This window comes from Streptomyces sp. NPDC091412 (assembly GCF_044756885.1).
In the GTDB taxonomy this organism is placed as follows: domain Bacteria; phylum Actinomycetota; class Actinomycetes; order Streptomycetales; family Streptomycetaceae; genus Streptomyces.
Genome location: NZ_JBIVTV010000029.1, coordinates 1 through 25,035, shown reverse-complemented (window position 1 = coordinate 25,035; position 25,035 = coordinate 1). Strand labels below are relative to the sequence as shown.

Here is a 25,035-nt window from a genome sequence, read left to right as displayed (position 1 = left end):
CGCGATGAAGGTGGACGCCGCGAACCTGGGCATCGGTTCCGCCGAGACGATGCGGACGTGGGTCCGCAAGGCCGAGGTCGACGCCGGCCGGCGTCCCGGGGTGACTTCGGAGGAGGCCGCGGAGATCAAGCGGCTGCGGGCCGAGAACGCCGAGCTGCGGCGGGCCAACGAGCTCCTCAAGGCGGCCTCGGCGAGCACCCCGTATGCGGCCAAGAACCGCACCCCCCCAGTTCCCGGTCGCTCCGCGACGCGGAGCTGAAGACGCAGATCAGCCACGTCCACGCCGACAACTTCGGCGCCTGCGGAGTGCGGAAGGTCTGGCGGCAGCTGCACCGCGAGGGCATACCCGTGGCCCGCTGCACGGTCGCCCGGCTAATGCCTGACCTCGGTCTTGAGGGCGCCCGACGCGGGAAGAAGATCCGTACCACCATCCGCCGGCCGACCGCTGCCGGGTCGGGCTGGAAGTCCCGCAGGACCAGTTAGGGACGGGGTGCCCACCTGCGGGTCCGGAATTGTGGTGCGGTGGCGGCGTCTACGGTGACGGCCGACCAGCTCGGCCTGCCGCATCAGCCGCGCAATGCGACGCCGACCACACCGATCGCCATCGCGTCGCAGGACAGCGTGAATAGGCGGAGTCCCACAAGCACCCCGGCCGGCCCAGGTGCACATGCTCACCCGTGATCAGCGGACGGACACGTACTCGTCCCTGGGGGGTCGGGAATTTTGTTCAGCAGCGGTCCGCGCTGACCGCCCGGTATATCAAGCCGACGCCGACGCCGTCCTGGTAATCGGTGTCGATCAGGGTGTCGCCCGCCCTTGTTCGCGTCACTGGCCGGCGGGCCGTCAGAAGTCGTACGGCTTCTTGGTGCTCCAGTTCAGCACGTCGGCCTCGTTCCAGCTGAACTGCGGCTTCTGGCCCTTGGTATCGACGGAGTAGAAGGGACCGTTGTGACCGTCCGCGCCGCGCAGCGCGATGGCGAACGAGTGCGCCGTGTGGTTCTTCGAGCCGTAGTCGAAGAGGTTCACCGCACTGTATGCCTTGCCTCCGGGCCGGAGCGTGATGCGCTTGTCGCCGCCCGGGTTGTCCTTCTTCGAGTGCGGCAGTGCGGCGCCGTCGACGTCCTCGCCGAGCTTCACCGCCGGGTACGAGGTGACCCAGCATGGCTTGGCGCCCTCGTTCGACGCGGTGACCAGCAGGTGGTCCCCCTGCTGACCGGCGAACCGGTGCACAGCGGTGACCAGCATCTCGTCTCCGCGGCACTGCTGGGCGCCGGCCATTGTGCCCTTGCTCGCGGCCTCGTCCGTCCCGCCCGCAGCGGCCGCCGAGCGCGCCCCCTCCTTGGTGTCACCACCGCTGTGGGCCTGCTCCGCGCCGCCCTTGCCGCCCCCGTTGAACACGGACCGGCTCCGCGCGGTACCAGCGGCGCGGTCGCCGCCCGCCGCCTTCGAGCCGTCGTCGGCGCCACCGCAGGCGGTCAGGCCCAGCGCCAGCGCGGCGGTCACGGCGGCCAGGGTGACGGAACGGGCGGTACGGCGGGCACGGTGCATGGTCATGATGAAAGCTCCCCCATGGTCTGTCAGGACGCGGCATCTCCCCTGCTCCCGCAGGGCGACCGGCCGCATCGACTGTTTCGCTGCACCCCATGAGATGACCCGGTGGCGGGCGTAGTTCACTCGGGTCTGTCCGCATTCGGTAACAAGCAACTGGGCGCAGGCACACCGGTGTTCACGCCGTGCCCGTCAGCGGTGCAGCGCCTCCGGCTACTCCAGCACAGGGGAGACCACCAGGCGCTCCCGCCCCGTCCGCGGAACGGCTCGCCAGCGGTCCACCGCGTACACGACCCCCGCGACGCCCAGCCCCGGCACCGCCAGTGCCGCCCCGGCCGGCGCCGGTGATGTCACGCCGAAGACGCGGAGGCATCGGTGGTGGCGATGTCCTGCATCGCCGAATCCGGCGTGATGCTGATGGTCACCGGCGCAACGTACTTGATCGGACCGTCGTGCTTGATCGAGCCGTCCGCGTTCAGCAGAACCTGCTCATTGTTCGGGTGCCGGAAGTCGAACATGCCCTTCAGCGGGCCGGCCGTGGCATCGAAGGAATGGCCGCCGAGGCGGCCGGTACGCCAGTTGTCCTCGGGAAACCAGGTGATGGACGCCTGGTCGGTCAGGGTGTGGTCGACCTTGTTGACCTTGCTGTACGGCGAGACCACGAGCAGCGGCTGGCGGGTGCCGGGGCCGCGGCGGTCGGCGTAGCCGCCGGACGCCTTGGGGCCCTTCTGGCAGGCGGGGCTGTCGGTGGCCTTGCCGTTGGAGCCGAGGGAGGTGTCCTTGGAGTCGTTGCGCGGGGCGACATAGGCATGGTCGTACCAGCCGTCGGAGTCGTCGTAGGCGATGACGAGCGCGGTTCCTGGGCGTAGCGAACACGTCCGACAGGGTCCGCCGGCGCAGACCGGACCGGTCGGGGACCGCGCATCCCCGACCGGCCAGGAGGGGTACACCCTCATCGGAAGCCCGGTCCCGGTGCCGCCGAAGGGCCGTACTCCATGCACAGGTGCTGGAGCGGGGCGGCGGGGCCGAAGCACCCAGCCGCCCGTGAGGGCGGCGGGCCGTCGAGGCGGAGGGACCGAAGGAATTCGCTGACCTGCTGAAGCGCCGCTCTCATCGTGTGTAGCTGTCGCATCCGCTCGTGAGGATTGGCCCCCGTGCGTCGGATGTTGTCGGACCCATCACTCGCGCGAGGCGGTGGTGAGCGGGAATCCTCCGCTGCCGCCGCCCCGCATGTCCTCCACGTCGAACGGGTCTGCGTCGGCCCGGACGGCATGGATACCGAGCCGTCCCCGGCCCGCGGGGGCGTGCTCGGCAGCGCTGATCCGGTACTCCACGGTGCGGGTGCCCTGGGCGGGCAGGTCCTGCGCACCGGAAGCGCCGGTCAACGGCTGGTAGTCGTTGGCCACGACCAATTCGACGGGATGCCAGTCGCCGTCGGGGGCCTCGCGCCGCTCCACCGTCAGCTTGGGCGGCTGCTCGCCCGCGTAGTTGGACTCGACCTGCGCGGAGAGCGCGATGTCGCGGAGTGCCTTGCCGGTGGTGTTGCAGAGCTTGACGAGGACGGTCTGCGGTTCGCCGCCGGGGCGGACGGTGATGCCTTCGCGCGGGCCGGCGGCCGTGGTGATCAGGTGGCCGTTGGCCTTGTCGGCATCGGTGAGCTTTGGACAGGGCTTGGCCTGGAAAGCCGCGAAGTCGGGATTCGGCGAGCTCTCACCGTCTGCCAGGGCTGACGGCCCCTCGCAGGCGGTGATGAAGAAAATCACCGCCCCTGCCGCGGCGACAGCGGATCTGGCCCAGCGCCTATCTACGTGCACGGATGCCCCTTCTCATGGATCACTCGTTGGTGATCATCATGCCTGAAGGCCGATCACGGTAGCGCCGCGGGGAAGGTGCCGTGACCGCCTCAGCGGGAGCTGAGGCCGAGCCGCGCCGATCCTCCCCGCGCATCTCGCACGCGCTCTGGCCGTCCGGACGACGTAACACACTGGCGGCTCAGGCAGCGGTGAACGGGGGATGATCCGGTGGGGTCTGGAGATCGAGAGCCGGCCGTCGGAGCTGCCGCCACGTTCTTCGGCATCAGCTTTGCCCTCGGCACCTCGATGTCGCACATACCGATCAGCCGGCTCGTGGGCGGTAGTGCGGAGATACCCGACGTGACGCGGCGCTCCGTCTGGCTGAAGGGCTCCGCTTGGCACCCGCCCGATTACGACAACGCGGAGGCGTTCGTGCGGCGCATGGTGCGTGAGGGCATCGGCGGGGCCAGACTTGGGCAGCCGACGCTCCGGCGGCAGGTACTGCCACAGGTTGCGCCGGCTGTGATCAGCTCGGAGTTGTGGCGCTGGCGGGGGCGGTGTCGGACAGGAAGCCCTCCGGGTAGATCATCTGTTCCGGTGCCCGGGATCGACTGCGGCTGAGGGGGTAGTACAGGGCGGCGGTAACGACCAGTCCGACGATCCAGGAGATGTCGGCACCGCCGAGCATCTTCGTCATGGGGCCGGTGTAGAGGGTCTGGGCGAGGAAGGGGATCTGGGTGACGACCCCGGCGGCGTAGCAGCCGAGCGCGACGGGGTTCCAACGGCCGTAGCGGCCGTCGGGGTCATACAGGGCGGGAATGTCGACGCGTTCCTTGGCCACGAGGTAGTAGTCCACGAGGTTGATGGCGCTCCAAGGGGTGAAGACCATCAGCAGGGTGAGGACGAAGTTCTTGAAGTTGCTGAGGAAGTCGTGGCTGGCCAGCAGGGCAACGAGAACGGACAGCGCCAGGAAGCTGGTGATGTACAGGGTGCGCACGCGCGACGAGATCCGCCGTTCGCTGGTGAAGGCGGAGACGGTGGTCAGGATCGACATGAACCCGCCATAGGCGTTGAGAGTGTTGACGGTCAGTTTGCCCACGACGATGACCAGGTAAATCAGCAGCGCGACCGCACCGCTGCCGCCCAGGTGTCCCAAGAAGCCGATCTGGCTGTCGAGGAAGCCGTGCCCCGCAGCGGCCGGCAGGGCGGCGAGGAGTGCGCCGAAGGACCCGGACCACTGCGAGCCGAGCACGCTGCCCCACAGGGTGCAGTGGAAGGTGGTGCGCGGGGAGGTTGTCCTGGGCAGGTAGCGGGAGTAGTCCGCGACGTAGGGGCCGTAGGTCAGCTGCCATCCGGCGCCGAGAGAGATCGCGAGCAGAAAGGTCGCGGCGTTGAAGGGCTTGGCTCCGAGGAGGGAGCTGAGGTGGTCCGTGGTGGTGACGAGCCGGAAGGCCAGGTAGGCGAAGCCGATGCCGCCGAGAACGGTCGTGACACGCCCCAGGGCGTGGATGTAGCGGTATCCGAGTACCGCGACCAGCGCGGTCAGGGCGCCGAAGACGATGATGCCCACCGGGCGGGCACTGGTGTGCACGATCTCGTTGACGGCCTGGCCGGCCAGCACGGTGCCGGTGGCGGCGAAGCCGAGGTACATCACGATGACCATCACGAGCGGGAGGACTGCGCCCAGGACGCCGAACTGCGCGCGGCTGGAGATCATCTGCGGCAGGCCGAGGCGCGGACCCTGGGCGGAGTGAAGCGCCATAACGATGCCGCCGAGCAGGTTGCCAATCAGCAGGCCGATGATCCCCCACAGGGGGTCGGCACCGAAGGCGACCGCGAGCGCGCCGTTGACGACGGCGGTGATCTGCATGTTCGCGCCGAACCACAGCGTGAACTGGTTGAAGGGTCTGCCGTGGCGCTCGGATTCGGGCACGACGTCGATGGTGCGGCGTTCGACGCGCCCGGTGGGTCTGACGGGCGGAACCAGTTGTGCCATGGGTGCGCCTCCTACGGCGACGGTGTGGAGTTGGGCGAGGTGTGCGAGGTGTTGCGGCCAGGTCTGACGGACCGGTTCGGTCAAGGGCCGGGCGGCGTCAGGCGAGAGCTCGCTCCACGAGTTCGAGCCCCCTGGTCGTCGGGACACTGATGCGTACGGTTCCGGGCACGCCGAGGGCGCTGCCGGGGCGGACGGCCACGCCGTGCCTGGCGAGCCTGTCGATCAGTTCTGTCTCGTCCCGGGCTTCTATCAGGACGAAGTTGGCCTGGGAGGGGACGACCTGGTAGCCGGCGCGGGTGACGAGGCTGGTCAGCGCTTCTCGGTGGGTGAGGGTGTGCCGGCGGACGGCCTGGTGGTGCCCGGCATCCCGCAGGGCGGCGAGGCCGGCGGCCTGTGCCAGCACACCGACTGAGAAGGGGGCGCGGATCTTGCGCAGCGTCTCCACTATGGCGCTGTCCGCCACCAGGTAGCCAACTCGCAGACCAGCGAGCCCGTGGATCTTGGAGAAGGTACGCAGGACCGCCACCCTGCCCTCGCGGGCGAGAGGCATCGCGGTCGTGGTGCTCGGGTCGTCCGTGAAGTCGATGTACGCCTCGTCCACCACGACCAGGCGGGCACGACTCTCGGCGACGAAATGTTCCAGCGCCGCCCGCGGCAGCGCGGTGCCGGTCGGGTTGTGCGGGTTGACCACGTAGGCGATGTCAGCGTCCAACTCGGCCATCGCGTCCAGGTCGTGGGCCCAGGCGCGCAGCGGAACCTTCGTCAGATGGGCACCGACCACCTGACTGCTGATCTCGTCCATGCGGTAGGCCGGGTCCGCGCAGACCGCGCGACCGCCGTGAGCGAGATACGCCCACGCCAGCAGGAAGATCAGTTCGTCGGAGCCGTTGCCCACGAGGATCTGCTCGGGAGAGACCTGGTGCAGCCGGGCCAGCTCGCCGCGCAGCTCACCCGCCAACGGGTCCGGGTAATGGTGGGCCCCTGCAGCGGCTTCGGCCACCGCCTGGGCCACCCGCGGGCTCGCGCCGAGCGGCGACTCGTTGGACGCGAGCGAACCGTCCTCGCTGCTCGCATGCACACCGGGCCGGTAGGGCTCGATACGGCTCAGCCACGGCCGAGGTTTGATCATTGAAGAGACCCTCCCAGGATCGATGCCAGTCGTCCGGCCGCGGGCCGACGTGCTCGCCCGCGCGTCAGGAACAAAAGGCTTCGTTCGTATATACGAAAACGAAACGCTTATACGGACGGAGGCACCATAGGAGCGGCTCAACCGGAGTGTCAATGGCCGGTTGCCGAGCGCAGCGGACCCATTGATGACACCCGGGGAACGGTGTTTCTATATGCGAACAGACCCGGAGGAGGAACGTGAGTACATCCGTCGTCCGCGCCATGCGCATCCTCGACCTACTGGCCCACGCAGACGAGGCGATGACGCTGACCGAGATCGCCGAAAAGCTCGACATACCCAAGAGCACGGCCTTCGGCATCCTGCGCGACATGGTGAACGAGTCCTTCGTGTCGCTGCCCAAACCGGCCACCTACACCATCGGCCTGAAGGCATTCGAGGTCGGCTCCGCCCACCTGCGCCGCGTCGGCGTCACCGGCATCGTGACCCCCGAGCTGAGCCGACTCACCCGCGCACTCGGGGTCACCTCGCACTACGCGATCCTCGATCGCACCGACGCCGTCTACCTGTGCAAGCAAGACCCACCCGGCCTCGGGATCCGTCTGGCAAGCTCTGTCGGCGCGCGCCTTCCGTCCCACCTGACCGCCGTTGGCAAGGCCTGCCTCGCCTGGCTGGCCGAAGAACGCCTGCCCGAACACATCGAACTGACCGCGCCGAACGACACCGGCATGGCGAATCCGCTCCAGAAGCTCACCGCGGAGCTGACCGAGATCCGGGAACGCGGCTTCGCCGCCGACAACGGACAGATCACACCAGGAGTCACCTGCGTCGCAGCACCGGTCTTCAACCCGGCAGGCTGCCAAGGCGCCGTCGGCGTGAGCTACCTGCGCGACACCGCAGTGGACTTCGACACCCTCGTCACGCAGGTCCGCGACGCCGCCGGCCGGACCTCCGCACTACTCGGCGCAGCCCCGGCCTGACAACGCTCCCTTGACTTCTCCCCCTCCTGGAGGAGGGGGATTCTCACGGCTCGCGCTGTGAGGTTTTCTGCTTCGCCGCCGACTGCCCGTCCAAAGTTCTCCGTTGAGGTCTTACACCGGCTTCACAGACCGACGCCGCCAGCCCGGCGGCCAGGAGGTTCTTCGCCGCGTTCACGTCCCGGTCATGGGTCGTCCCGCAGGCACACGTCCAGGTACGGACGCTCAGCGGCATGCTCTCGGCGAGGGCACCGCGAGCGGAGCACTGCCTGGAGGACGGAAAGAAGCGGTCGACCACAATCACTTCCCGCCCGTACCAGGCGGCCTTGTACTCCAGAAGGCTCCGGAACTGAGACCACGCCGCATCACTGATGGCGCGGGCCAGGCTCCGGTTCTTGACCATGTTGCGCACGGTCAGGTCCGATGACGAGCGTTTGATTTTCACACACGAGTCGAGTGGTCAGCTTATGCAGGTGATCGCGCCTGCGGTCGGTGATCCGGGCGTGGATCTTCGCGACCTTCAGCCGGGCTTTGCACCGGTTGGCGCCGTCGCCTTTGGCCTTGCGGGACAGCTCCCGCTGGGCCCTGACCAGGCGGGCGCGCTCCTTGCGTTCGTGCCTCGGGTTGGCGATAGCTCGATGAGACACGAAGCGACCTGTTGGTGGGTGGCGTTGGGCGGAGGGAGAGTGCGCCAGTGTCGGTCCCGGCTACGCGAAGCGTTCGTGGTCGGCCAGCACCGCGTCGATCACATCGAGATGGATGGCGACTCGCCCGTCCCTGAGATCGGAACACTGGGTCAACGTCAGCAGGGACTTCCACAGCGCCCAGCCCCTGGCCCTGGCCCAGGTGCCGTCATCCTGGCCAACTGTGTGGCGGAATGCCTCGCGGTTTTCCTCGCGGAGCATCGTCCAAGCGATCACGAGATCGCAGGCCGGGTCGCCGATGCCCGAGGTACCGAAGTCGATGACGGCCGACAGCTTGCCGTCGGTGACAAGCAGGTTGTTGCCGCCGAGGTCGCCGTGGAACCATACCGGCGTTCCGCGCCATTGGGGGGCCTCGAGTGCCGCTTGCCAGACCTCGGTGGCCCTCACGGTGTCGATCCGGCCGCTCAGGGCGGTGATGCAGCGACGCGTCTCGTCGTCATAGTGGGCGGGTGACGTGCCGCGATACCCGCTGTGCGCGCCGGCGAGGGGGCCACCCTTGGAGTCACAGCGCTGAAGGGCGAGGATGAACCCGGCGACGCTGGTGGCGAACTGGGTCATGTCGTCGATGCGTTCGGGAGAAGCCGTCTCGCCGGGCAGCCAGCCGCGCACGGACCAGGGGTAGGGGTATCCCGCGCCAGGGGCTCCCTTGGCCAGGACCGTGGGGACAGCCACCGGCAGCGCGGGGGCCAGGCGAGGCAGCCAGTCGCATTCCTTGTCGACCGCAGGGGCGTAGCCGGCTGCGGTGGGCAGGCGGACCGTCATGTTGTCACCGAGGCGGTAGGTGCGGTTGTCCCAGCCGTCCACAGCCACCGGGACCACAGGCAGAGGGCTCCACTGAGGAAACTGAGCGGTGATCAACCGCTTCACCAGAGCGGCGTTGATTCCCGCGCGCCCGTCCGACACAGCTGTAAGCACCCGCTGATCCTCACCGGTGAGGACGTACCAGGCAAGTGATTAACGACGCGAGACACATCTGAATGTCTGGAGGACCGTCGAACTTCGGGTCGACCGCATGGATCGACGACGAGTCCGGGAAGAATCTCCACCTGCTGAACCTGCGACGCGATTCAAGCGACGAGCAGGCGGAGGCCGAGATCTGCCGCGTCGAGGTCGGCGAGGTCGCTGTTGCGCTCGGTCCACCGACCGGAGTCGATGTCGTCGCTGAGGCTTCGCACCGCCCGCTGCTCGGCCTCCGGCCCGACCCTCGTCCACACCGACATCGCACGGCGCACGTGATCCTCCAGATACGCCCCCGGTCGGCGCCAGTACGCCTCGAACAGGCCGTCAGCGCAGTCCCACGGAATGGGCACCGGCTCTGCGCGGGCGCCGATCGCGTCGGCCATCCCGGCAAGCGAGGGAAACTCTGCGAGGACGGCGGCGAACTCGGGCACGTAGTCGCGGGTCAGCCAGAACCGGTCCTGCCATCCGGGCTCGTCGGTGTCGAACGTGAGCACCACCACGCGGCGGGCCACGCGCCGCATCTCGCGCAGCCCCGCTATCGAGTCCCCCCAGTGGTGAACAGTGGAAACGGCCATCGCGACATCGAAGGACTGATCCTCGAACGGCAGGCTCTCCGCGGCGGCGGCCACGCACGGCGCCGAGCCGGCAGGCCGCTGCCCTCTCATGACCGCCGATGGTTCCACCGCGGTCACGTCGCGATCAGCAGGCTCGTAGGAGCCGGTGCCGGCCCCGACGTTCAGTACCGTCTGCGCGTCCCCGAGCGCGTTCCAGATCTGCGCGGCGATCCGTGGCTCGGTACGCCGTGTCGCGGTGTAGGCGCCGCCGATGGCGTCGTACAGCCGTGCACCGAGCATCCCCAGTTGCTCCTCCGGTGTCACCTTCAGTCCCTTCGCCCGTGCCTCGAGTTCTCTGTCGACGGCCGCCACCATGGAGTCAGCGCGATCACGCCGCTCCAGCAGCAGGCCGCGCAGTCGGCGCAAGTGCGCGACCGCGTCGGTGGACGGGTCGCCGACCAGTTCCGCCACCTCCCGCAGCCCGAAGCCCAACCGCCGATAGCCCAGAACCTCGCGCAGCCGCTCCACGTCGCCCGCCGAATAGGCCCGGTACCCGGCCGCAGTCCGCGCCGACGGCCGAACGAGCCCGATCTCGTCATAGTGATGCAGCGTGCGGACGCTCACGCCGGCCAGCTCGGCCACGCGTCCCACAGTCCAGTGGTCCTCCACGGCACCGACTATGCGGCCTGACGCCACGTGAGGGTCAAGAGCCTCACTCACGGCAGAAAAAGCCGAACGCGAAGCAGCGGTCCGGGACGACTCCTGCAAGCCAGAGGGTTCATGTCCAACTTCTGTGGAGCGCCTACTCCCTGTGCCCGTTGGCCTCGCTGGTACGTCCCGCGAGATCGTCTGGAAACTGCCGGCGCCGGCGGCGTTCGGGCTGATGGTGCTGGGCTGTGCGCGAGGTACTGCTCCGGCTGGAAGAGTTGCTTTTCCTGTCGGCTCCAGAGATCAGAGGGGTGTCGGTGCAGGACGACTGCGTTGTAATCCGGGTCGGTGTCAGATGCCGGATGGCAAGGCTCGGTGTCCGGGCTGCGGGAGTTGGTCGGGGCGGGTGCACGGCCCCTACCTGTGGTTTCCCACTGACCACCCCGTTGCGGGACGGCGGGTGGTGCTTCCGCTTCGTGTCCGGCGCTCGTTCGACTTCGAGGCCAACCCCACCATCGACGCGGCCACCGTCCATACTCTCGCCAGCTTCGAATGGTTCAAGAACGGCCAGCCGCTCTGCTTGTTCGGCGACCCCGGCACCGGCAAGTCCCACATGCTCCTCGCCCTGGGTACCGAGGCGGCCATGAAGGGCTACCGCGTCCGCTACGCGCTCGCCACAAAGTTGGTGAACGAGCTGGTCGAAGCCGCCGACAAGAAGCAGCTGAACAGAACCATCGCACGCTACGGGACCGGGACCACCTCACCGCGCCGGCAGCCGAGAACGCGGCAGTCTCAGCATCGGCCAGACGCAGGGCGCACCACCGTGGACGAAGGCGTCATCACCAATGGCGGAGCCGTGGGCACCGGTCACGCCACGGGCCCGGTCCTCCGGTGGGAGGTCCGGGCCCGGCTGTTTACCGTGGTGTCGTGACGACAGCGAGGCCACCAGGCGCTCCCGCCCCGTCCGCGGAACGGTTCGCCAGCGGTCCACCGCGTACGCGACCCCCGCGACGCCCAGCCCCAGCACCGCCAGCACCGCCCCGGCCTGCGCCGGTGATGTCACGCCGAAGAGGCGGAGGCATCGGTGGTGGTGGCGGTGTTCTCCATCGCCGAATCCGGCGTGATGCTGAGGGTCACCGACGCAACGTACTTGATCGGACCGACGTGCTTGATCGAGCCGTCCGCGTTTGAGTGCCGTTGCGCGGCGAGGCCTGAGCAGCAGCGACGACGTTCCGAGCTCCCCTGGGTCCGCGGGCTTTCCTCAGCGCGTGCCTGTCGTCGCAGTGCTGTAGGCATACAGGGCGACGACGCCGACCACACAGGCGAGGAGGATCGTCCAGGAGGCGAGGCTCATCCGTTTCCCTTTCCGCCCGGGCCGTTTTGGCTTCTCGGACCGCTTGGTCCGGCCGGGAGCCGCCGGGGCGGGCGGTGCGGCATCGGCGGCGGTCTCGGCAAGCAGGCGGCGGCAGGCCATGGCGAGTTCGCCGGTGCCGGCACCGAGCGGGACGACAGTCTCCGAACGCGCCGGAGCGGTGGTGCCACCGTCGAGGATACGGCCCGCGCGGAGCAGGATCTCGTCCTTGCGACCCGAGGGGGCGAGACTGATCCAGCGCTGCACATGCTCTCCCCGGATGACCACACCCCCGGCCCGCTCCCGGTACACGGTGTGCTGACGCCAGAGCATGGCTGCCAACTGCACTGCGGTGTCTCTTAGTTGGGCGCTCAAGGCCCGTCCTTCCAGAGCCGTACGGTCAATCGAACGAGAATCGTACTTCGGGCTCTCTGCTTCGCTCGGGCGGCCCAGGGCGGGGTGATGCGGTCTGCGGCATCGCCCGGCCCCTGCGGCACAGGAGCCCGCACTGGGGGAAGCAGGCACCCGCGGGAGGTAGGTCCCACGCTTACAGCGCACCGAGGGTCCCTGGCGTCACACATCCAGCCGATCACCCGCGAGCACCAGGCGCACGGCGACTCGAGTTCAAAAACTTGGTGATCTTGTAGGGTCAGGCCGCCACCTGTGACACGCAGGACCTGGAACGCGCTGAACACAGTGACCCCTGAGCGGGTCACGCCGCCTGCAGTCCGGGGGAGGTACGCGGGCGGCACCAAGACAGGGGCGGGCCCGTTCATCCCCGTGGCGGGCCCGCCCCCTGTTCACCTCGCAGCGTTTCGAGTGGAGTTCACGTGCAGCGTTATGTCATGCCCATGGCTTCAGCGAATGTGGCGTTCTCCTCCGCGTGAGCGGCCGGCAACACCTTGGCCGTCCCCTCCCCCGCTCAACGAAAGACCCCCACTTCGTGACCGTCTCCTCACATGAGGTCCAGCCGGCCGGCCGGCACGCCGCCCTCCCCGCGGGCAGCCTGTTCCGGCGGGTCTACGCACCCCGCGCGTGCGACGCGCTCGCCTACTCCATGGCGACCTATGCCATGCCGCTCGTCGTGCTGGCCACCACCGGCTCGGCGTCCCTGACGGGCCTGGCCTTCGCACTGGAGTGGATACCCCGGGTGGCCGCGTTCGGCTTCGCCGGCACCCTGGTGGACCGCAGCGGCGCGGCGATCGTCTGCTTCATCGCCTCACTGGCCCGCGCCCTGCTGGTGGCGGGCGCCGGTGTGGCGCTTCGCCTGGTGCCGCCGGGCACGGCCGAGACCGTCACCGTCATGGCACTGGCCGCCGTGACCGGGGCGCTGACACAGTTCAGCTTCATCGCCAACGAGGCGGTCGGCGCCGTCGTGAGCCGGCAAACCCAAGGGCAGTCCCACAAAGTGCAGTCGGTACTGATCGGCATCGACCAGACGGCCACCCTCATAGGCCCCGCGCTGGGCGGCGTCCTGCTGCTCACCGGCCCGACGCGCATGCTCGCGTGTCTGAGCGTGCTGTCCTTCGCCTCCGCCGCACTCGCCCTGCAGACCCCACCCACTCCCCTGCGCGCCGCGCGCCGTGGCGGACCGGCGCCGGGCGGTGGCCTGCGGGACGGATGGCAGACCCTGCGCTCCCTGCCGTCCCTGCGCCGACTGGTGGCCGGCCTGGCCTGCTCCAACCTCACGCTCGGGCTGCTGCAATCGGCCAGCCCCATCCTCGTGGAGGACCGCTTCGGCCACTCCCCGGCCGCCGCCGGCGCGCTCTGGTCCATCGCCGCGGCCGCCACCCTGGTCGCGGTCGCCTGCTGCCGCGCCGGCCTCGACCGGCTCGGCCTGTGGGGGGTCGGAGCCATCAGCGCAACCATCGCGGCCGCCGCCTGCCTCGCCGTGCCCCAGGCCCCCTCCTACACCGGCTACGTGACCCTCATAGCCCTCTTCATGGCCGCCGACGGAGGACTCACCATCGTCCTGCGCACCCTCCGTTCGCAGGTCATCCCACCCGCGGCCTTCGGCACGACCCTCTCCCTGACCATCCTGCTCCTGCTGCTGCCCTTCCCCCTCGCAGGCATCCTGCTCGCCCTCATCCCGCCGCCCTACCTGAACAGCCTCATCGGAGCATGCGCCCTGCTGCAGGCACTCACTCTGCTCGTCACCTTCCTACGACTACGCAACGACCCCGCCCTCCGAGTCAGGACACCGCCACCCCGCAGCGAAACCTGACCCGTCCATCCAGCCATCGAAGCGCCAGTCCGAGGACAAGCACGCCGGTCCAGTCCGGCCCGTACAGCGGCACGTCCAGAACCCCGGCAGCACCATCGCCTGGAGCCCGGACGGCAGGTATTCCAGCCGCGGCCGTCTCGTACCAGCGCGGCGGACCGCTCCAGGTTGGCCAGGTGACAGGCGACCGACGCGGTGCTGCGCATCCCGGCGGCGTGGGCGAACCGCCGCACCGACGGACCCTCACCCTTGTCTTCGATCCACCGCCTGATACAGCGCCGGATCTCCTCTTCCCGCTCGGTCACTCAGCCACCACCCCGGGACCGACGCCGAACACCCCCAGAAGATCACCTTCAAACCACGTCGGTGGATCGAGGCTTGGCCGAGCCGCAGAGCCCGACGCCCCTGGGTACGGGGCTGCCCGGAGTTAGGGTCGTTCCCGTGACGTACCCAGTACCGGCCACGCCGACCGCCCCCGCAGCCCCGCCCGCGCACCCCTCCACGCACCCGAGCGTGCCCGCCGGCGCGCACGGTGGAGCGCCCAGTGGCCCTCTCGACGGGCTCGACCGGCGGATCGTCGCCGCTCTGCAGATCGATGGACGGGCCTCGTGGCGGCGGATCGCGGGGGCCCTCGGGGAGCCCGAGCGGAAAGTGGCGCGGCGCGGGTTGCGGTTGCTGGAGAGCGGGGACGTCGCCGTGCGCGGGCTTGTCGTGCGGGGTGAGACCGTGATCCTGCGGATGACGTGCCGGCCGGGCGCCGTGCGGGACGCGGCCGTGGCGGCGGCCCGGCGCGCGGACTGCATCTTCTCGTACGCGCTCGCCGGGCCGGTCGACTGCGTGGCCGAACTGCAGTGTCCGCCGGGCCGGTTGGCGCCGCTGATGTTCGACGAGGTGCCCGCGCTGCCGGGGCTCGTCTCGCAGAGCGTGTCACCGGTTCTGCGATATTTCCGCACGGTGCACGAGTGGTCGCCCGGGATCCTGGAGGCCGGGGAGGTCGAGGCGCTCGGGGGGCCGTCCGGGATCGTCGACGGGCTCGCTCTCCCGGACATCGAGGTCGGGCCGGAGGAGCTGGCGATCCTGGGGGCGCTCGCCGAGGACGGGCGGCGCACGCACGAGGACCTGGCGGCCGTCGCCGGGGTGTCCGTGGCGACCGCGCGGCGCCGCGTGGAGACGCTGACGCGGGAAGGCCTCGTGAGCATCCGGGCCGCCGTCGAGCCCGCGCTGCTCGGCCTGCCGGTGGAGGCGCTGCTGTGGATCAAGGTCAGGCCCGACGAGGTCGAGAAGGTGGGCCGGCTGCTCGTCGAGTCGCCGCTCGTGCGGTACGCGGCCGTCGTGATGGGTGAGCATCAGCTCCTGGTCGACGTGACGCAGCCGTCGAAGGCCGCACTGCACGCGTTCCTCACGGCCTCGCCATGGGTGCGGCACGTGGAGGCCGTGCAGTCCCATCTGGTCGTCGAGTCCTTCAAGCGCAGTGGTGTCGAGTTCCCGGGCACCGGCCGCAATCCTTCGTAGCGCGACTGAAAACTTCACCATCGACGATCTCGCGTCTTAAAACTTCATCATGGCCAACCTATTGACTGAAAGGGTCAGCAGCTTCAGTGTGGTGCACCACACGCGTCGCGCCTCGGCCACCGGCCGGATCAGCATCACCGCGGCGATGCCCACCGTGCCTGCTGCCCTAGGACTGCCATGCCCGTTGCTCCCGGCCCCGTCGCCCCCAGCTTCGTCGAATCCGTCGAACCCGCCGCATCCGGCCCCGCCGTCCCCGGCCGGGACGAGATCTGCGTGCTTGACGCCGTCGACCTCGCGGCCCGCATCCGCCGCGGGGAACTCTCGGCCCGCGAGGTCGTCCAGGCCCACCTCGACCGCATCGAGCGTCACAACCCCGCCGTCAACGCGATCGTCACCCTCGACTCGGAGGGCGCGCTGGCCGCCGCCGCTGCCGCCGACGAGCGGCAGGCGCGCGGCGAGGAGCTCGGCCCGCTGCACGGTCTGCCCATCGCCTTCAAGGACACCCACCTCACCCGCGGCATGCGCACCACGCACGGCTCGCCGCTCTTCGCCGAGCACGTCCCGCACGAGGACGAGCTCCTCGTGCAGCGCATCCAGGGCGCGGGCGCCATCCGCATCGGCAAGACCAACGTCCCCGAGTTCGCGGCCGGCTCGCACACCTTCAACCCCGTCTTCGGCGCGACCCGGAACCCGTACGACATGACGCGGTCCGCAGGCGGCAGCAGCGGCGGGGCCGCGGCCGCGCTCGCCGCCGGGTTCCAGCCGCTCGCCGACGGCAGCGACATGGGCGGCTCGCTGCGCAACCCGGCGTCCTTCTGCAACGTCGTCGGCCTGCGCCCCACCCCCGGCCGCGTCCCCTCGCACCCCTCCGGCAACCTCTGGGACACCCTCGGCGTCGCCGGGCCCATGGGCCGCACCGTCGCCGACACCGCGCTGCTGCTGTCCGTCATGGCCGGGCCCGACCCGCGCGTCCCGATCTCCCTCGACGAGCCGGGCGCCGGCTTCCGCGCGCCGCTCGGGCGGAACACCGCCGGGCTGCGCGTCGCGTTCGCCCCCGACCTCGGCCGCCGGGTCCCCGTCGACCGCGACGTGCGCGACGTCCTCGAACGCCAGGCCAAGGTCTTCGAGGACCTCGGCTGCGTCGTCGTCGAGGACTGCCCCGACCTGGACGGCGCCGAGGACGTGTTCCGCACGCTGCGCGCCCATGAGTTCAACCTCGGTCTCGGCGCGCTGCTCGACAGCGACCGCGCGTCCCTGAAGTCCAGCCTCGTCTGGAACATCGAGGAGGGGCGGCGCCTGACCGGCGCCGACCTCGTCCGTGCCACCACCGGGCACGCCCGCATCCACCTCGCCGCCACCGCCTTCTTCGAGCGGTACGACGTGCTGATCGCCCCGGTCAGCCAGGTCACCCCGTTCGCCATCGAGTCGGAGTACCCCACCGACATCGACGGGGAGCCGCAGCACACCTACCTCGACTGGATGCGCTCCGCGTACTTCGTCACCGTTCTGGGCTCACCCGCCCTCTCCGTCCCCGCCGGCTTCACTCCAGCCGGGCTTCCCGTCGGCCTCCAGATCGTGGGTCCACCCCGCGCCGAGAGGACCGTGCTCGAGACCGGTGCCGCCTACGAGGCCGCCACCGGGCACGGACGCCGTCGCCCCTCCCTCCCGTAGCCGTATGGAGCCCCGATGAGAAAACCGCACGTCCTGTGGGCCGTCGTGCCCGTAGTGGCTTTCCTCAGTACACCCTTCCTGCCCTTCGTCAACGGCCCGCACCTCTGGTTCGGCATCCCCTCCGTCCTCGCCTGGTGCCTGCTGTGGACGGCGGGTACGACGGCTTCGCTCGCGCTCGTCGAGCACTTCGCTCACCACACCGATGAGGACGACGAGGACGACCACGTGACACGCGACGCGTACGAGGAGGTCGCCGCGTGAACACCACCATGGCCATCACCCTGGTCGGCATCGTGACCATCGCCGTCGTCGGCATGAGCGGGCGCCGGCCGAGCCGCGGGGAATTCGGCGAATGGACCGTGGGGAAGCGCACGTTCTCCACCTTCACCACCTGGTTCCTGCAGGCGGGCGAGTCCTTCACGACCTTCAGCTTCCTCGGTCTCGCCGGCATCGCCTTCGGTGGCGGCGTCGCCGCGGCCTTCGCGCTGTGCTATCTCGCGATCAACTTCATCCTGCAGTACTTCACCGCGCCCCGCATGCGTGAACTGGGCCGCAAGGGCGGCTACTTGACACAGGCCGACTTCTTCGCCGACCGCTTCCGCAGCCCCCTTCTCGGCAAGGTCGTCGCCGTCGTCGGCGCCGTCTTCCTGCTGCCGTACCTCCAGCTCCAGATCACCGGGCTCGGACTGATCGTGCAGCTCGCCACCGGCAGCCGTACGGGCGGCAACCTGAGCATGGTGCTCGCCACCGTCCTCACCGTCGCCTTCGTCCTGTGGTCCGGCATCCGCGGCATCGCGCGCGTCGCCTACCTCAAGGACGCCCTGATGATCGTCGGGCTCGTGGTGCTGATCGTCGGCGTGGCACTGTCCGTGAACGGCGGCATCGGCGGCCTGTTCGAGACCGTACGGGACAGCCATCCGCACTTGCTGACATTCCATCAGGACGGTTACGACGCCACGTTCTTCGTCACCGCCGTCATCATCTCCGGCATCGGTGGCGGACTCGGCACCATGGCCCACCTGTGGCCGCCGGTCCTCGCCGCCGGCAGCGGGCGCGCGCTGCGCAAGAACGCGGTCTGGCTGCCGCTCTACCAGATCGCGCTCGGCATCCCCGTGATCGTCGGGTTCGCCGGAATCCTGCTGGTGAAGCCGGGCTCCCCCGCGAACGCCGTCGCCTTGACCCTCGCGGGCCAGACCCTGCCCGGCTGGCTCGTCGGCATCGTCGCGGTCGCCGCGGCCTCGGCGGCGATGGTGCCGTCCGCGGCCATCGTCGTGGGCATCTCCAGCCTGCTGTCCCGCAACCTGCTCAGCGTCCGCAACGAACGCGCGCAACTGCGCACCAACCACCTGTGCGTCGTCGCGGCCGCCGGCCTCGCCCTCGTACTCGGCCTGACCAGGCCCGGGCTCCTGTCCGACCTGCTGCTGCTCACCTACGGAGGCCTCACCCAGCTCGCCCCGGCGATCGTCATGGGCCTGGCGAAGAAGGTCCGTCTGGACGCGGTGCCCGCGCTGCTCGGCATCCTGACCGGTGTCGGCGTCCTGGTCTGGCTCACCTTCGGAGGCGTGGCCGTCGGCACGGTCGACACCGGGCTCATCGCCCTCATCCCGAACCTGGTGGTCACGGCCGTCGCCCAGCTCATCGTACGGTCCCGTTCCCTCGCCCCGGTCCCGGCCGAGGCCAACTGACCGGCCGCCGGGCCGCGCGCGGCGTGGGGCCGCGCGCCGCCCGGCGGTCCATCGCGCTCTCAACTCCCCTACGGGTTACGGCTTTCACCGTTCCCGGCAACCGCAGACACGAAGTGAAGGGCCGTCTCCATGACGGCCCTTCACTTCGTGTCTGGCTCTTGTCAGCCCCGCTACGGATCAGGCGTTCGGGCCCACGAACAGGTCCTGGTAACGCTTGCGCAGCTCGGCCTTCTGCACCTTTCCCATCACGTTGCGCGGCAGCGCCTCCTCGACGCGCACGGCGCGCGGGTGCTTGAACCGGGCGAGGTCGCCGGCGATGAACTTCAGCAGTTCGGTCTCCTGGGGCTCCTGGCCCGGTGCCGGGACGACGACGGCCACGACCGTCTCGCCGAAGTCCGGGTGCGGGACACCGATCACGGCGGACTCCAGCACCGTAGGGTGGGCGTCGAGCAGTTCCTCGATCTCCTTCGGGTAGATGTTGTAGCCGCCGGAGATCACCAGGTCCTTGCCCCGGCCGACGATGCACAGATAGCCGTCCTCGTCGATGCGGCCCAAGTCACCGGTGATGAAGAAGCCGTCCGCACGGAACTCGGCCGCCGTCTTCTCGGGCAGCCGCCAGTACCCGCTGAAGACGTTGGGGCCACGGACCTCGATGCTGCCGACGTCACCGTCGGGCAGCGCCTGTCCGGTCTCGCCGTCCACCACCCGGATCTCCGTGCCGGGCAGCGGCTTGCCGACGGTGCCGGGCTTGCGCGGGCCGCCCTCGTACGGGTTGGTGGTGTTCATACCGGTCTCGGTCATCCCGTAGCGCTCCAGGATGGCGTGGCCCGTACGGGCCTCGAAGGCCTCGTGGTCGCTCGCGAGCAGCGGGGCCGAGCCGGAGACGAACAGCCGCATCGAAGAGCAGGTCTCCGGGGTGAGCCGGTCGTTCTTCACCATCCGGGTGTAGAAGGTGGGCACACCCATGAGCACCGTGGCCCGGGGCAGCAGATCCACGACCGTCTCCACGTCGAACTTCGGCAGGTAGTACATGGAGGCACCGGCCGTCAGGGTCATGTTCGCGGCGACGAAGAGCCCGTGGACGTGGAAGATCGGCAGGGCGTGGATCAGCCGGTCCTGGTCGGTGAATTGCCAGGCTTCCAGCAGCGCCTGGCAGTTGGAGGCGAGGTTGCCGTGGGTCAGCACCGCGCCCTTGGAGCGTCCGGTGGTGCCGGAGGTGTAGAGGATCGCCGCCGGGTCGTCGGCCGACGCGTCGACGGCCTCGTCGTGGCGGCCGTCGCCCTCCAGCAGGGTGCCGTCGCCCTTGGTGCCGAGGGTCTCGACGACGAGGTCCTCCCCTTCGCGGTGCGCGTGGTCGGCCCGCCGCTCCGGGGAGCAGACCAGCACACGCGGCTGGGCGTCGCCGATGAAGTACTCCATCTCCGCACCGGTGTAAGCGGTGTTGAGCGGCAGGAAGACGCCGCCGATCCGCAGCGTCGCCAGATACAGCGCGATGGCCTCCGGGGATTTGTCCACCTGCATGGCGACCCGGTCACCGGGGGTGACACCGTCGGCGACGAGCCGGGCGGCGATCCGTCCCACGGTCCGCGCCGTCTCACGGTAGGTGATCTGCCGACCGTCGGGCAGCTCGAAGAGCGCCTTGTCCGGCTGCCGCTCCACCTGCTCGGCGAAGGACCGGCAGATGGTGGTGAAGGGTGGTGCCATCAGGGGTGTTCCTCTCTCATCGATCGTTTGAGGCGGTAGAGGCGGTGGAGGCGTCCCTGGCACGGGGCACCTCCGCGGCCTCGGGGAAGGCGTCGCGCAGCGGTCCGCCGAGGGCGACGGCGCCGCGGCGGACGAAGTCCTCGTGCCGGCGCTCCAGCTGCCCGGGCTCGTAGCGGTAGTTGATCATCGCGCCGTACGACTGCCGCCAGGCTTCGGCCGAGCTGTTCGCCGGCCAGTTCAACTGCCAGGCGGCGGCCCCGTTACCCAGGTGGAAGCGGGCGACCGGATCGAGGGGGCGTCCGTCCTCGCGCCGCTCGACCGCGATGTACCGTGCCAGGGCGGGAAGGAGCAGGGCACGGATCCGTTCGACGTCCGCCGCACCGAGGTCCGCCGTCCCCTCCAGGGCGTCCAGCTCACGGACGAGCAGCCTCAGCTCGGCGTCCCGTACGGCCTGCTCACCGAGCCAGCGCCGGAATCCGGGGAGGGGCGAGAGCGTGACGAACTGCGTCAGATGGGGCAGTTGCCCGCCCACCTGCTCGATGACCTGCTTGATGAGGAAGCTGCCGAAGGAGACTCCGGCCAGGCCGTCCAGGGCGTTGTTGATCGAGTAGAGCGCCGCCGTGTCCGCGTCCGAAGGGCTGAGCACCGGGCCGGGCTCCAGCAGCGGAGCGATACGGTCCGGCAGGCCGCGCACCAGAGCGACCTCCACGAAGATCAGCGGTACCTCCCCGGTGGCCGGATGGAAGAACGCGTAGACAGCACGGTCCTCCGGCTCCAAGCGACGGCGGAGCTCGGCACTGCTCGCCATCGGGTGGACCTTCTCGCCCCGCATCAGGTGCTGGTGCAGCTCCTGCGGTGCGTCCCCGGTGACCTCCGCCATGCGGAGAAAGCCTCGGTTGAACCACGAGGTGAGCAGGTGGTGGAAGTCATGGTCGAGGGGCCGCAGCTCGGGGTGACGGTGCATCAGCCGGCGCAGGTCCGCGCGCATCTCGACCAGGGCGAGCGTGGCGTCGGGTGCGTGGTTCATCCGGCGGAGCAGCTGCTGGCGGGCGGGCTCGACCACGTCGAAGAGCCGTACCAGCTCCTCCTCGCCCCGGGACCCGGCGCTGCGGGCGTCCTCCCAGCGACGGAAGGCGGCACGAACCTGATCGGCGTCGGCGCCGTAGGTCTGGGTGATGTGGCTGAAGAAGGCCCGCCTGCCGTCGTCGTCGAGCTCGTCGTAGGCGGCGAGAGCCCTGGCCGCGACCGCGCGCATCGAGGCTTCACCCACGTCGCTCATCAGGACTTCGCAGGCGGCGAGCAGCTGGTCCAGCGGGGAGTCCAGCGGCTCTCCGGCCGCCGGATCCGCGCAACGCCGCCGCCCGAGAGCCTGGAACAGGTCGGTCAGCAGCCAGCCGTCGTGACGTTCCATGTCCGCACCTTCCGTACGCCCCTGGTCTCGCTCGCCTCTGGTGTCGCCCCCGGCTTTGAATCCATGACGAACGACGATATATATAACAGCGCTACCGTAGGACACATCGAGGCTCGTGCACCACCCCCTGCACGCCCGGATAACCTGACCGCTCGGAGGTGCACATGGCCCGGGTCCCGGAATCCCAGCGCGTTCGCGACGCACTCGAGAACGCTGTCGTCGACGGTCACTACCGTCCCGGCGAGCGTCTGGATCCTGCGCGGCTCGAGCAGGAGTTCGGCTGCTCTCGCACGCCGATCCGGGAAGCCCTCCAGGCCCTGGAGCGCTCCGGACTCGTACAGATCCGCCCCAAGCAGGGCACGTACGTCACCGAGCTGAGCGTCTCCGAGCTGGCCGAGCGCTTCGAGGTCATGGCCGAGCTGGAGGGGATGGCGGCGCGGCTCTCCGCCCGCCGGATCGACCGGGAGGCGCTGGACGACCTCGAACGCGCCCTGCAGGAGTGCGAGAGCCACGCGGCGGCCGGCGACGCGGACCGCTACTACTACGCCAATGCCCGGTTCCACGGCATCGTCTACGACTCCTGTGGCAACGAGTACCTGCGACAGCAGGCCCACGCGCTCAAGCGAGCCCTGCAGCCGTACCGGCGACTGCAGCTGCGCGTCCCGGACCGCATGCGCCGCTCCCTGGCCGAGCACCGCGAGATCGCCGACGCCATCACCCACGGCGACGCCGAGACGGCGGAGAACGCCGCCCGCGACCACGTACTCGTCCAGGTCAAGGAGTTCAGCCAACTGGTGCGGACATGGCGACAGTTGACGGATCCGGCGCGCGACGCCGGATGAGCACACCGCCGGGCCGCGGCTCTGATGTCACGCCCTTCCGACCTGGATCACGATCCCCAGGACGCGGTGGAGATCGCCCGGCTTCAGCGGCCAGCGGCCACTCCCACGCCTCTTTACTGCCGACTTCCAGTGCCGAAAGCCCGCGATGATCGACCTGACAAGGATGAGGCCCGATCGTCAAAAACGGCTGCGGAACGCACCGTGGCCCGGAGCGGGGGGGGCGCCTTCCCGGCTCCGGGCCATCTGGTGTTCAGCATGTTCCGGTTCAGCTCAGCGCCCGAGCAGCGGCACGTCGATCTCGCCCATGTGGTAGGCGCGGACGGCCTGAACCAACTCGTCGACGGAGAGCTGGTCGCCGTTGGCGTGCATCTGGCGGAATGCGTCGGCCGGGTCGACGCTCTCGACCCCCACGGCGTCCAGCCAGGTCTTGAACTCGGTCGGGCTGATCTGGTCGTCATCGTCCACGTCCGCCAGCTCGATCATGGCCTGGATGGTCGGTTTGATGGCCTTCCCGAAGTCTGCGCCGCCATTCTCCAGGACGTGTTCCTTGACGATGTCGTTGAACTGCTCGGGAGTCAGCCGGCCGTTCTCTTTGTCGATCCCGGCCTTGTCTGCGAAGAAGTTCCACATGCCCAGGTAGGCGTCGCTCAGCGCGCGGCCCCTCGGGGAGCCGGGATTTTCGCCGAAGGCCTGCAGGATGCGCTTGGACTCGGCATCGCAGTCGGACTGGTCGATGCGGCCGTCGCCGTTCACGTCCCAGCTCTCGAAGCGCTTCTCGATCCGGTCGAGCTGCACGGAAGTGGTCATCTCGGAGATCTCCAGGTGGTTCGTCCGGGCGGGGCCGGTCCAGGGGCAGGGCCGGCGGTGGCACCCGGGTGCATCTGCGAAGTGCCGTCACCCGATCGGAGTGGGCACGGAACGTCACCTTACCTACACTGTCAGCGATTGCGGGTCGCACATCTATTGCCAACCGAGTGATAGGGGGTGGGCAGATGCCAGATCCGCGTCGTCGTTGTCGGGCGCGGGCGCGCCCGGAACCGCCGGTGCCTCGATGCCCGGTCGCCGCGCGCCGTCGGAGCCCGGGGCATCGTCCACGGGAACCAGCCCGAACACGGAGAAGCTGATGGCCCAGTAGGCGATGTAGGCCACCAGCAGCACCACGCCGTGCCAGCGCCTGAGGTGCCCGGTGAGAAGTGCGTATGCGGCGAACCCGTTGATCACCACCAGGGCCGGCAGGTGCCAGCTGAAGATCTCCGGGGTGATCACGAGCGCGCCCCCGGCCAGGGCGATGATGCCCACCTTCGCAGTCACCGAGAACACGACGCTGCCGATGACGTTGCCGACACCGATCGCGGGCGCGCCCCGTCGGGCCGGCTCCGCGGTCAGGAAGATGTCCTCCAGGGAAAGCACCAGCGTCGCGATCGTCGCCCCGAAGACAGTGCCGCTGATCGCGAAGTTCTCCACGATGCCCTCGGTTCCCTTCGTCATGGTCCAGGCGCCGACGACGATTCCGGTCAGTGCGAGGATCGCCAGCCCGAGCAGCATCCACCCCGGCCGGCCGGCCGACTTCGCCGCGCCGACCTGGCCGGTCTCGTAGAGGCCACCGGAGCCATGGTCCCGGTCCCCGCTACCACCACCTGGGCCCCCGGCCGTTCCGGCGGCGACGCCGACGAGTTCGGGACTGTCCACCGCTTCGAGTACTTCCGCGCTCCTGAACGTCGGCACCGCCCGACGGGACTCGCGGTAGGCGATGTAGGCGACGAACAGCAGGAACAGCAGGACGAGAACGATCGCGAAGACGGTCCCCAGCTCGCCGAGCAGTGCCGGCCCGATCAGGATCAAAGGAGCGATCGCGAACAACGCGATGTAGTCCTTCGGGATCTCCACCCGGCAGGGCGCGACGAGGGCAGCAATCGCGAGCACCAGGCCCGACAGCGAGATGACGGTTCCAAAGACGACGCCGAGCGCGACGTCCTCCAGTCCCTCAACGTTGAGCACCACACCGAAGGCGAGGTCGTCGAACTCGATCCCGGTGAACACAATGGCCAGCAAGAACAGCGAGACCGCCAGGCCGCGCGCAGCGCCGACCAGGTAGGTGATCAGCTTCTCGGCACTGTAGATCAGCAGCGCCACTCCGGCGACGAAGATGAGGATGGACGTCATCCGATTGCTCCCCCTTGAGCAGAACGGACTGGCCAGGCCCCCCAGGGGCCTGGCCAGTGACAATCAATCGGAAGCTAGGGCCTGTTCTGAGTTGAGATCACAGGATCGGTCATTCCCGCTTCAGGAAGGTGCTGGCTGCGGTAGACCGGTCGCGTGACTCGTGGTGATC

Annotated in this window: 21 protein-coding genes and 6 pseudogenes; 10 read left to right on the top strand and 17 right to left on the bottom strand. The window is 69.4% G+C overall.

The genetic code is table 11. The features are described from left to right. The first annotated feature begins 4 nt into the window (after nt 1-4). Together ACIQMV_RS36415 and ACIQMV_RS36410 are read left to right on the top strand one after the other, a co-directional pair. Entirely contained in the window at nt 5-259 is a 255-nt protein-coding gene (locus tag ACIQMV_RS36415) for a transposase (protein WP_402597402.1), read from the top strand. Beyond that, nucleotides 256-483, top strand: coding sequence for an IS3 family transposase (locus ACIQMV_RS36410; protein ID WP_402597401.1), 228 nt, complete (start codon nt 256-258; stop codon nt 481-483). Before ACIQMV_RS36415 ends, ACIQMV_RS36410 begins: the two co-directional genes overlap by 4 nt. Here the strand turns inward: ACIQMV_RS36410 and ACIQMV_RS36405 are convergent. From ACIQMV_RS36405 to hisC, 7 genes and pseudogenes are all read right to left on the bottom strand, one after another. Further along, complete coding sequence (locus ACIQMV_RS36405) at nt 373-669, bottom strand: IS3 family transposase (protein ID WP_402597400.1); 297 nt, start codon at nt 667-669, stop codon at nt 373-375. The genes ACIQMV_RS36410 and ACIQMV_RS36405 overlap by 111 nt on opposite strands. Before the next feature lie 174 nt (nt 670-843). Next, a complete protein-coding gene (locus ACIQMV_RS36400) occupies nt 844-1,554 on the bottom strand; it encodes a DUF4232 domain-containing protein (RefSeq protein ID WP_402597367.1) in 711 nt (236 codons plus the stop codon). A gap of 207 nt (nt 1,555-1,761) precedes the next feature. Then, nucleotides 1,762-1,908 (bottom strand): annotated as a pseudogene (locus ACIQMV_RS36395) (MFS transporter); the annotation flags it as partial. A gap of 94 nt (nt 1,909-2,002) precedes the next feature. Further along, a pseudogene (locus ACIQMV_RS36390) lies at nt 2,003-2,405 on the bottom strand (alkaline phosphatase family protein); the annotation flags it as partial. 321 nt (nt 2,406-2,726) lie between these two features. After that, nucleotides 2,727-3,311: a hypothetical protein gene (locus ACIQMV_RS36385; protein WP_402597366.1), complete on the bottom strand. Its 585-nt coding sequence runs from the start codon at nt 3,309-3,311 to the stop codon at nt 2,727-2,729. A gap of 556 nt (nt 3,312-3,867) precedes the next feature. Then, nucleotides 3,868-5,337, bottom strand: coding sequence for a purine-cytosine permease family protein (locus tag ACIQMV_RS36380; RefSeq protein WP_402597365.1), 1,470 nt, complete (start codon nt 5,335-5,337; stop codon nt 3,868-3,870). Nucleotides 5,338-5,434: 97 nt separating this feature from the next. Next, a complete protein-coding gene (gene hisC / locus ACIQMV_RS36375) occupies nt 5,435-6,466 on the bottom strand; it encodes a histidinol-phosphate transaminase (protein WP_402597364.1) in 1,032 nt (343 codons plus the stop codon). 236 nt (nt 6,467-6,702) lie between these two features. On the opposite strand from hisC, the gene ACIQMV_RS36370 reads away from it, so the two are divergent. Beyond that, nucleotides 6,703-7,443, top strand: coding sequence for an IclR family transcriptional regulator (locus ACIQMV_RS36370; RefSeq protein ID WP_402597363.1), 741 nt, complete (start codon nt 6,703-6,705; stop codon nt 7,441-7,443). A gap of 43 nt (nt 7,444-7,486) precedes the next feature. Here ACIQMV_RS36370 and ACIQMV_RS36365 read toward each other — a convergent pair. The 3 genes and pseudogenes from ACIQMV_RS36365 to ACIQMV_RS36355 all read right to left on the bottom strand — a co-directional run. After that, nucleotides 7,487-8,072, bottom strand: a pseudogene (locus ACIQMV_RS36365) (RNA-guided endonuclease TnpB family protein); the annotation flags it as partial. A 75-nt stretch (nt 8,073-8,147) separates the two neighbouring features. Further along, nucleotides 8,148-9,047 carry an aminoglycoside phosphotransferase family protein gene (locus tag ACIQMV_RS36360; RefSeq protein ID WP_402597362.1) on the bottom strand — a complete coding sequence of 300 codons (900 nt, stop codon included), beginning with the start codon at nt 9,045-9,047 and terminating at the stop codon, nt 8,148-8,150. Nucleotides 9,048-9,211: 164 nt separating this feature from the next. Continuing rightward, a complete protein-coding gene (locus ACIQMV_RS36355) occupies nt 9,212-10,309 on the bottom strand; it encodes a MerR family DNA-binding transcriptional regulator (protein ID WP_402597399.1) in 1,098 nt (365 codons plus the stop codon). A gap of 481 nt (nt 10,310-10,790) precedes the next feature. Here ACIQMV_RS36355 and ACIQMV_RS36350 point away from each other — a divergent pair. Continuing rightward, nucleotides 10,791-11,054: pseudogene (locus tag ACIQMV_RS36350) on the top strand (ATP-binding protein); the annotation flags it as partial. Between the two features lie 192 nt (nt 11,055-11,246). On the opposite strand, the pseudogene ACIQMV_RS36345 reads toward ACIQMV_RS36350, so the two are convergent. Next, nucleotides 11,247-11,375 (bottom strand): annotated as a pseudogene (locus ACIQMV_RS36345) (MFS transporter); the annotation flags it as partial. A gap of 192 nt (nt 11,376-11,567) precedes the next feature. After that, complete coding sequence (locus tag ACIQMV_RS36340) at nt 11,568-11,990, bottom strand: hypothetical protein (protein ID WP_402597361.1); 423 nt, start codon at nt 11,988-11,990, stop codon at nt 11,568-11,570. A 610-nt stretch (nt 11,991-12,600) separates the two neighbouring features. Here ACIQMV_RS36340 and ACIQMV_RS36335 point away from each other — a divergent pair. Next, nucleotides 12,601-13,881: an MFS transporter gene (locus ACIQMV_RS36335; RefSeq protein ID WP_402597360.1), complete on the top strand. Its 1,281-nt coding sequence runs from the start codon at nt 12,601-12,603 to the stop codon at nt 13,879-13,881. Nucleotides 13,882-14,039: 158 nt separating this feature from the next. On the opposite strand, the pseudogene ACIQMV_RS36330 reads toward ACIQMV_RS36335, so the two are convergent. Continuing rightward, nucleotides 14,040-14,183: pseudogene (locus tag ACIQMV_RS36330) on the bottom strand (hypothetical protein); the annotation flags it as partial. Nucleotides 14,184-14,319: 136 nt separating this feature from the next. Here ACIQMV_RS36330 and ACIQMV_RS36325 point away from each other — a divergent pair. From ACIQMV_RS36325 to ACIQMV_RS36310, 4 genes are all read left to right on the top strand, one after another. Continuing rightward, on the top strand, nt 14,320-15,390 hold the full coding sequence (locus tag ACIQMV_RS36325) for an Lrp/AsnC family transcriptional regulator (RefSeq protein ID WP_402597359.1): 1,071 nt from the start codon (nt 14,320-14,322) through the stop codon (nt 15,388-15,390). Nucleotides 15,391-15,567: 177 nt separating this feature from the next. Next, on the top strand, nt 15,568-17,061 hold the full coding sequence (locus ACIQMV_RS36320) for an amidase (protein WP_402597358.1): 1,494 nt from the start codon (nt 15,568-15,570) through the stop codon (nt 17,059-17,061). Between the two features lie 15 nt (nt 17,062-17,076). Beyond that, nucleotides 17,077-17,322 carry a hypothetical protein gene (locus ACIQMV_RS36315; protein WP_402597357.1) on the top strand — a complete coding sequence of 82 codons (246 nt, stop codon included), beginning with the start codon at nt 17,077-17,079 and terminating at the stop codon, nt 17,320-17,322. Further along, nucleotides 17,319-18,746: a sodium:solute symporter gene (locus ACIQMV_RS36310; RefSeq protein ID WP_402597356.1), complete on the top strand. Its 1,428-nt coding sequence runs from the start codon at nt 17,319-17,321 to the stop codon at nt 18,744-18,746. The genes ACIQMV_RS36315 and ACIQMV_RS36310 overlap by 4 nt, the downstream gene beginning before the upstream one ends. Nucleotides 18,747-18,923: 177 nt before the next feature. Here ACIQMV_RS36310 and ACIQMV_RS36305 read toward each other — a convergent pair whose 3' ends face one another. Both ACIQMV_RS36305 and ACIQMV_RS36300 read right to left on the bottom strand, forming a co-directional pair. After that, on the bottom strand, nt 18,924-20,450 hold the full coding sequence (locus ACIQMV_RS36305; protein WP_402597355.1) for a malonyl-CoA synthase: 1,527 nt from the start codon (nt 20,448-20,450) through the stop codon (nt 18,924-18,926). Nucleotides 20,451-20,466: 16 nt separating this feature from the next. Continuing rightward, nucleotides 20,467-21,861, bottom strand: coding sequence for a malonyl-CoA decarboxylase domain-containing protein (locus ACIQMV_RS36300; protein WP_402597354.1), 1,395 nt, complete (start codon nt 21,859-21,861; stop codon nt 20,467-20,469). Between the two features lie 164 nt (nt 21,862-22,025). On the opposite strand from ACIQMV_RS36300, the gene ACIQMV_RS36295 reads away from it, so the two are divergent. After that, on the top strand, nt 22,026-22,703 hold the full coding sequence (locus ACIQMV_RS36295; RefSeq protein WP_402597353.1) for a GntR family transcriptional regulator: 678 nt from the start codon (nt 22,026-22,028) through the stop codon (nt 22,701-22,703). A gap of 270 nt (nt 22,704-22,973) precedes the next feature. On the opposite strand, the gene ACIQMV_RS36290 is transcribed toward ACIQMV_RS36295, so the two are convergent. Together ACIQMV_RS36290 and ACIQMV_RS36285 are read right to left on the bottom strand one after the other, a co-directional pair. Continuing rightward, a complete protein-coding gene (locus ACIQMV_RS36290; RefSeq protein ID WP_402597352.1) occupies nt 22,974-23,510 on the bottom strand; it encodes an EF-hand domain-containing protein in 537 nt (178 codons plus the stop codon). Nucleotides 23,511-23,663: 153 nt separating this feature from the next. Beyond that, nucleotides 23,664-24,866 (bottom strand): sodium:calcium antiporter, encoded by a 1,203-nt coding sequence (locus ACIQMV_RS36285; protein ID WP_402597351.1) that lies wholly within the window; start codon nt 24,864-24,866, stop codon nt 23,664-23,666. Nucleotides 24,867-25,035 lie beyond the last annotated feature (169 nt).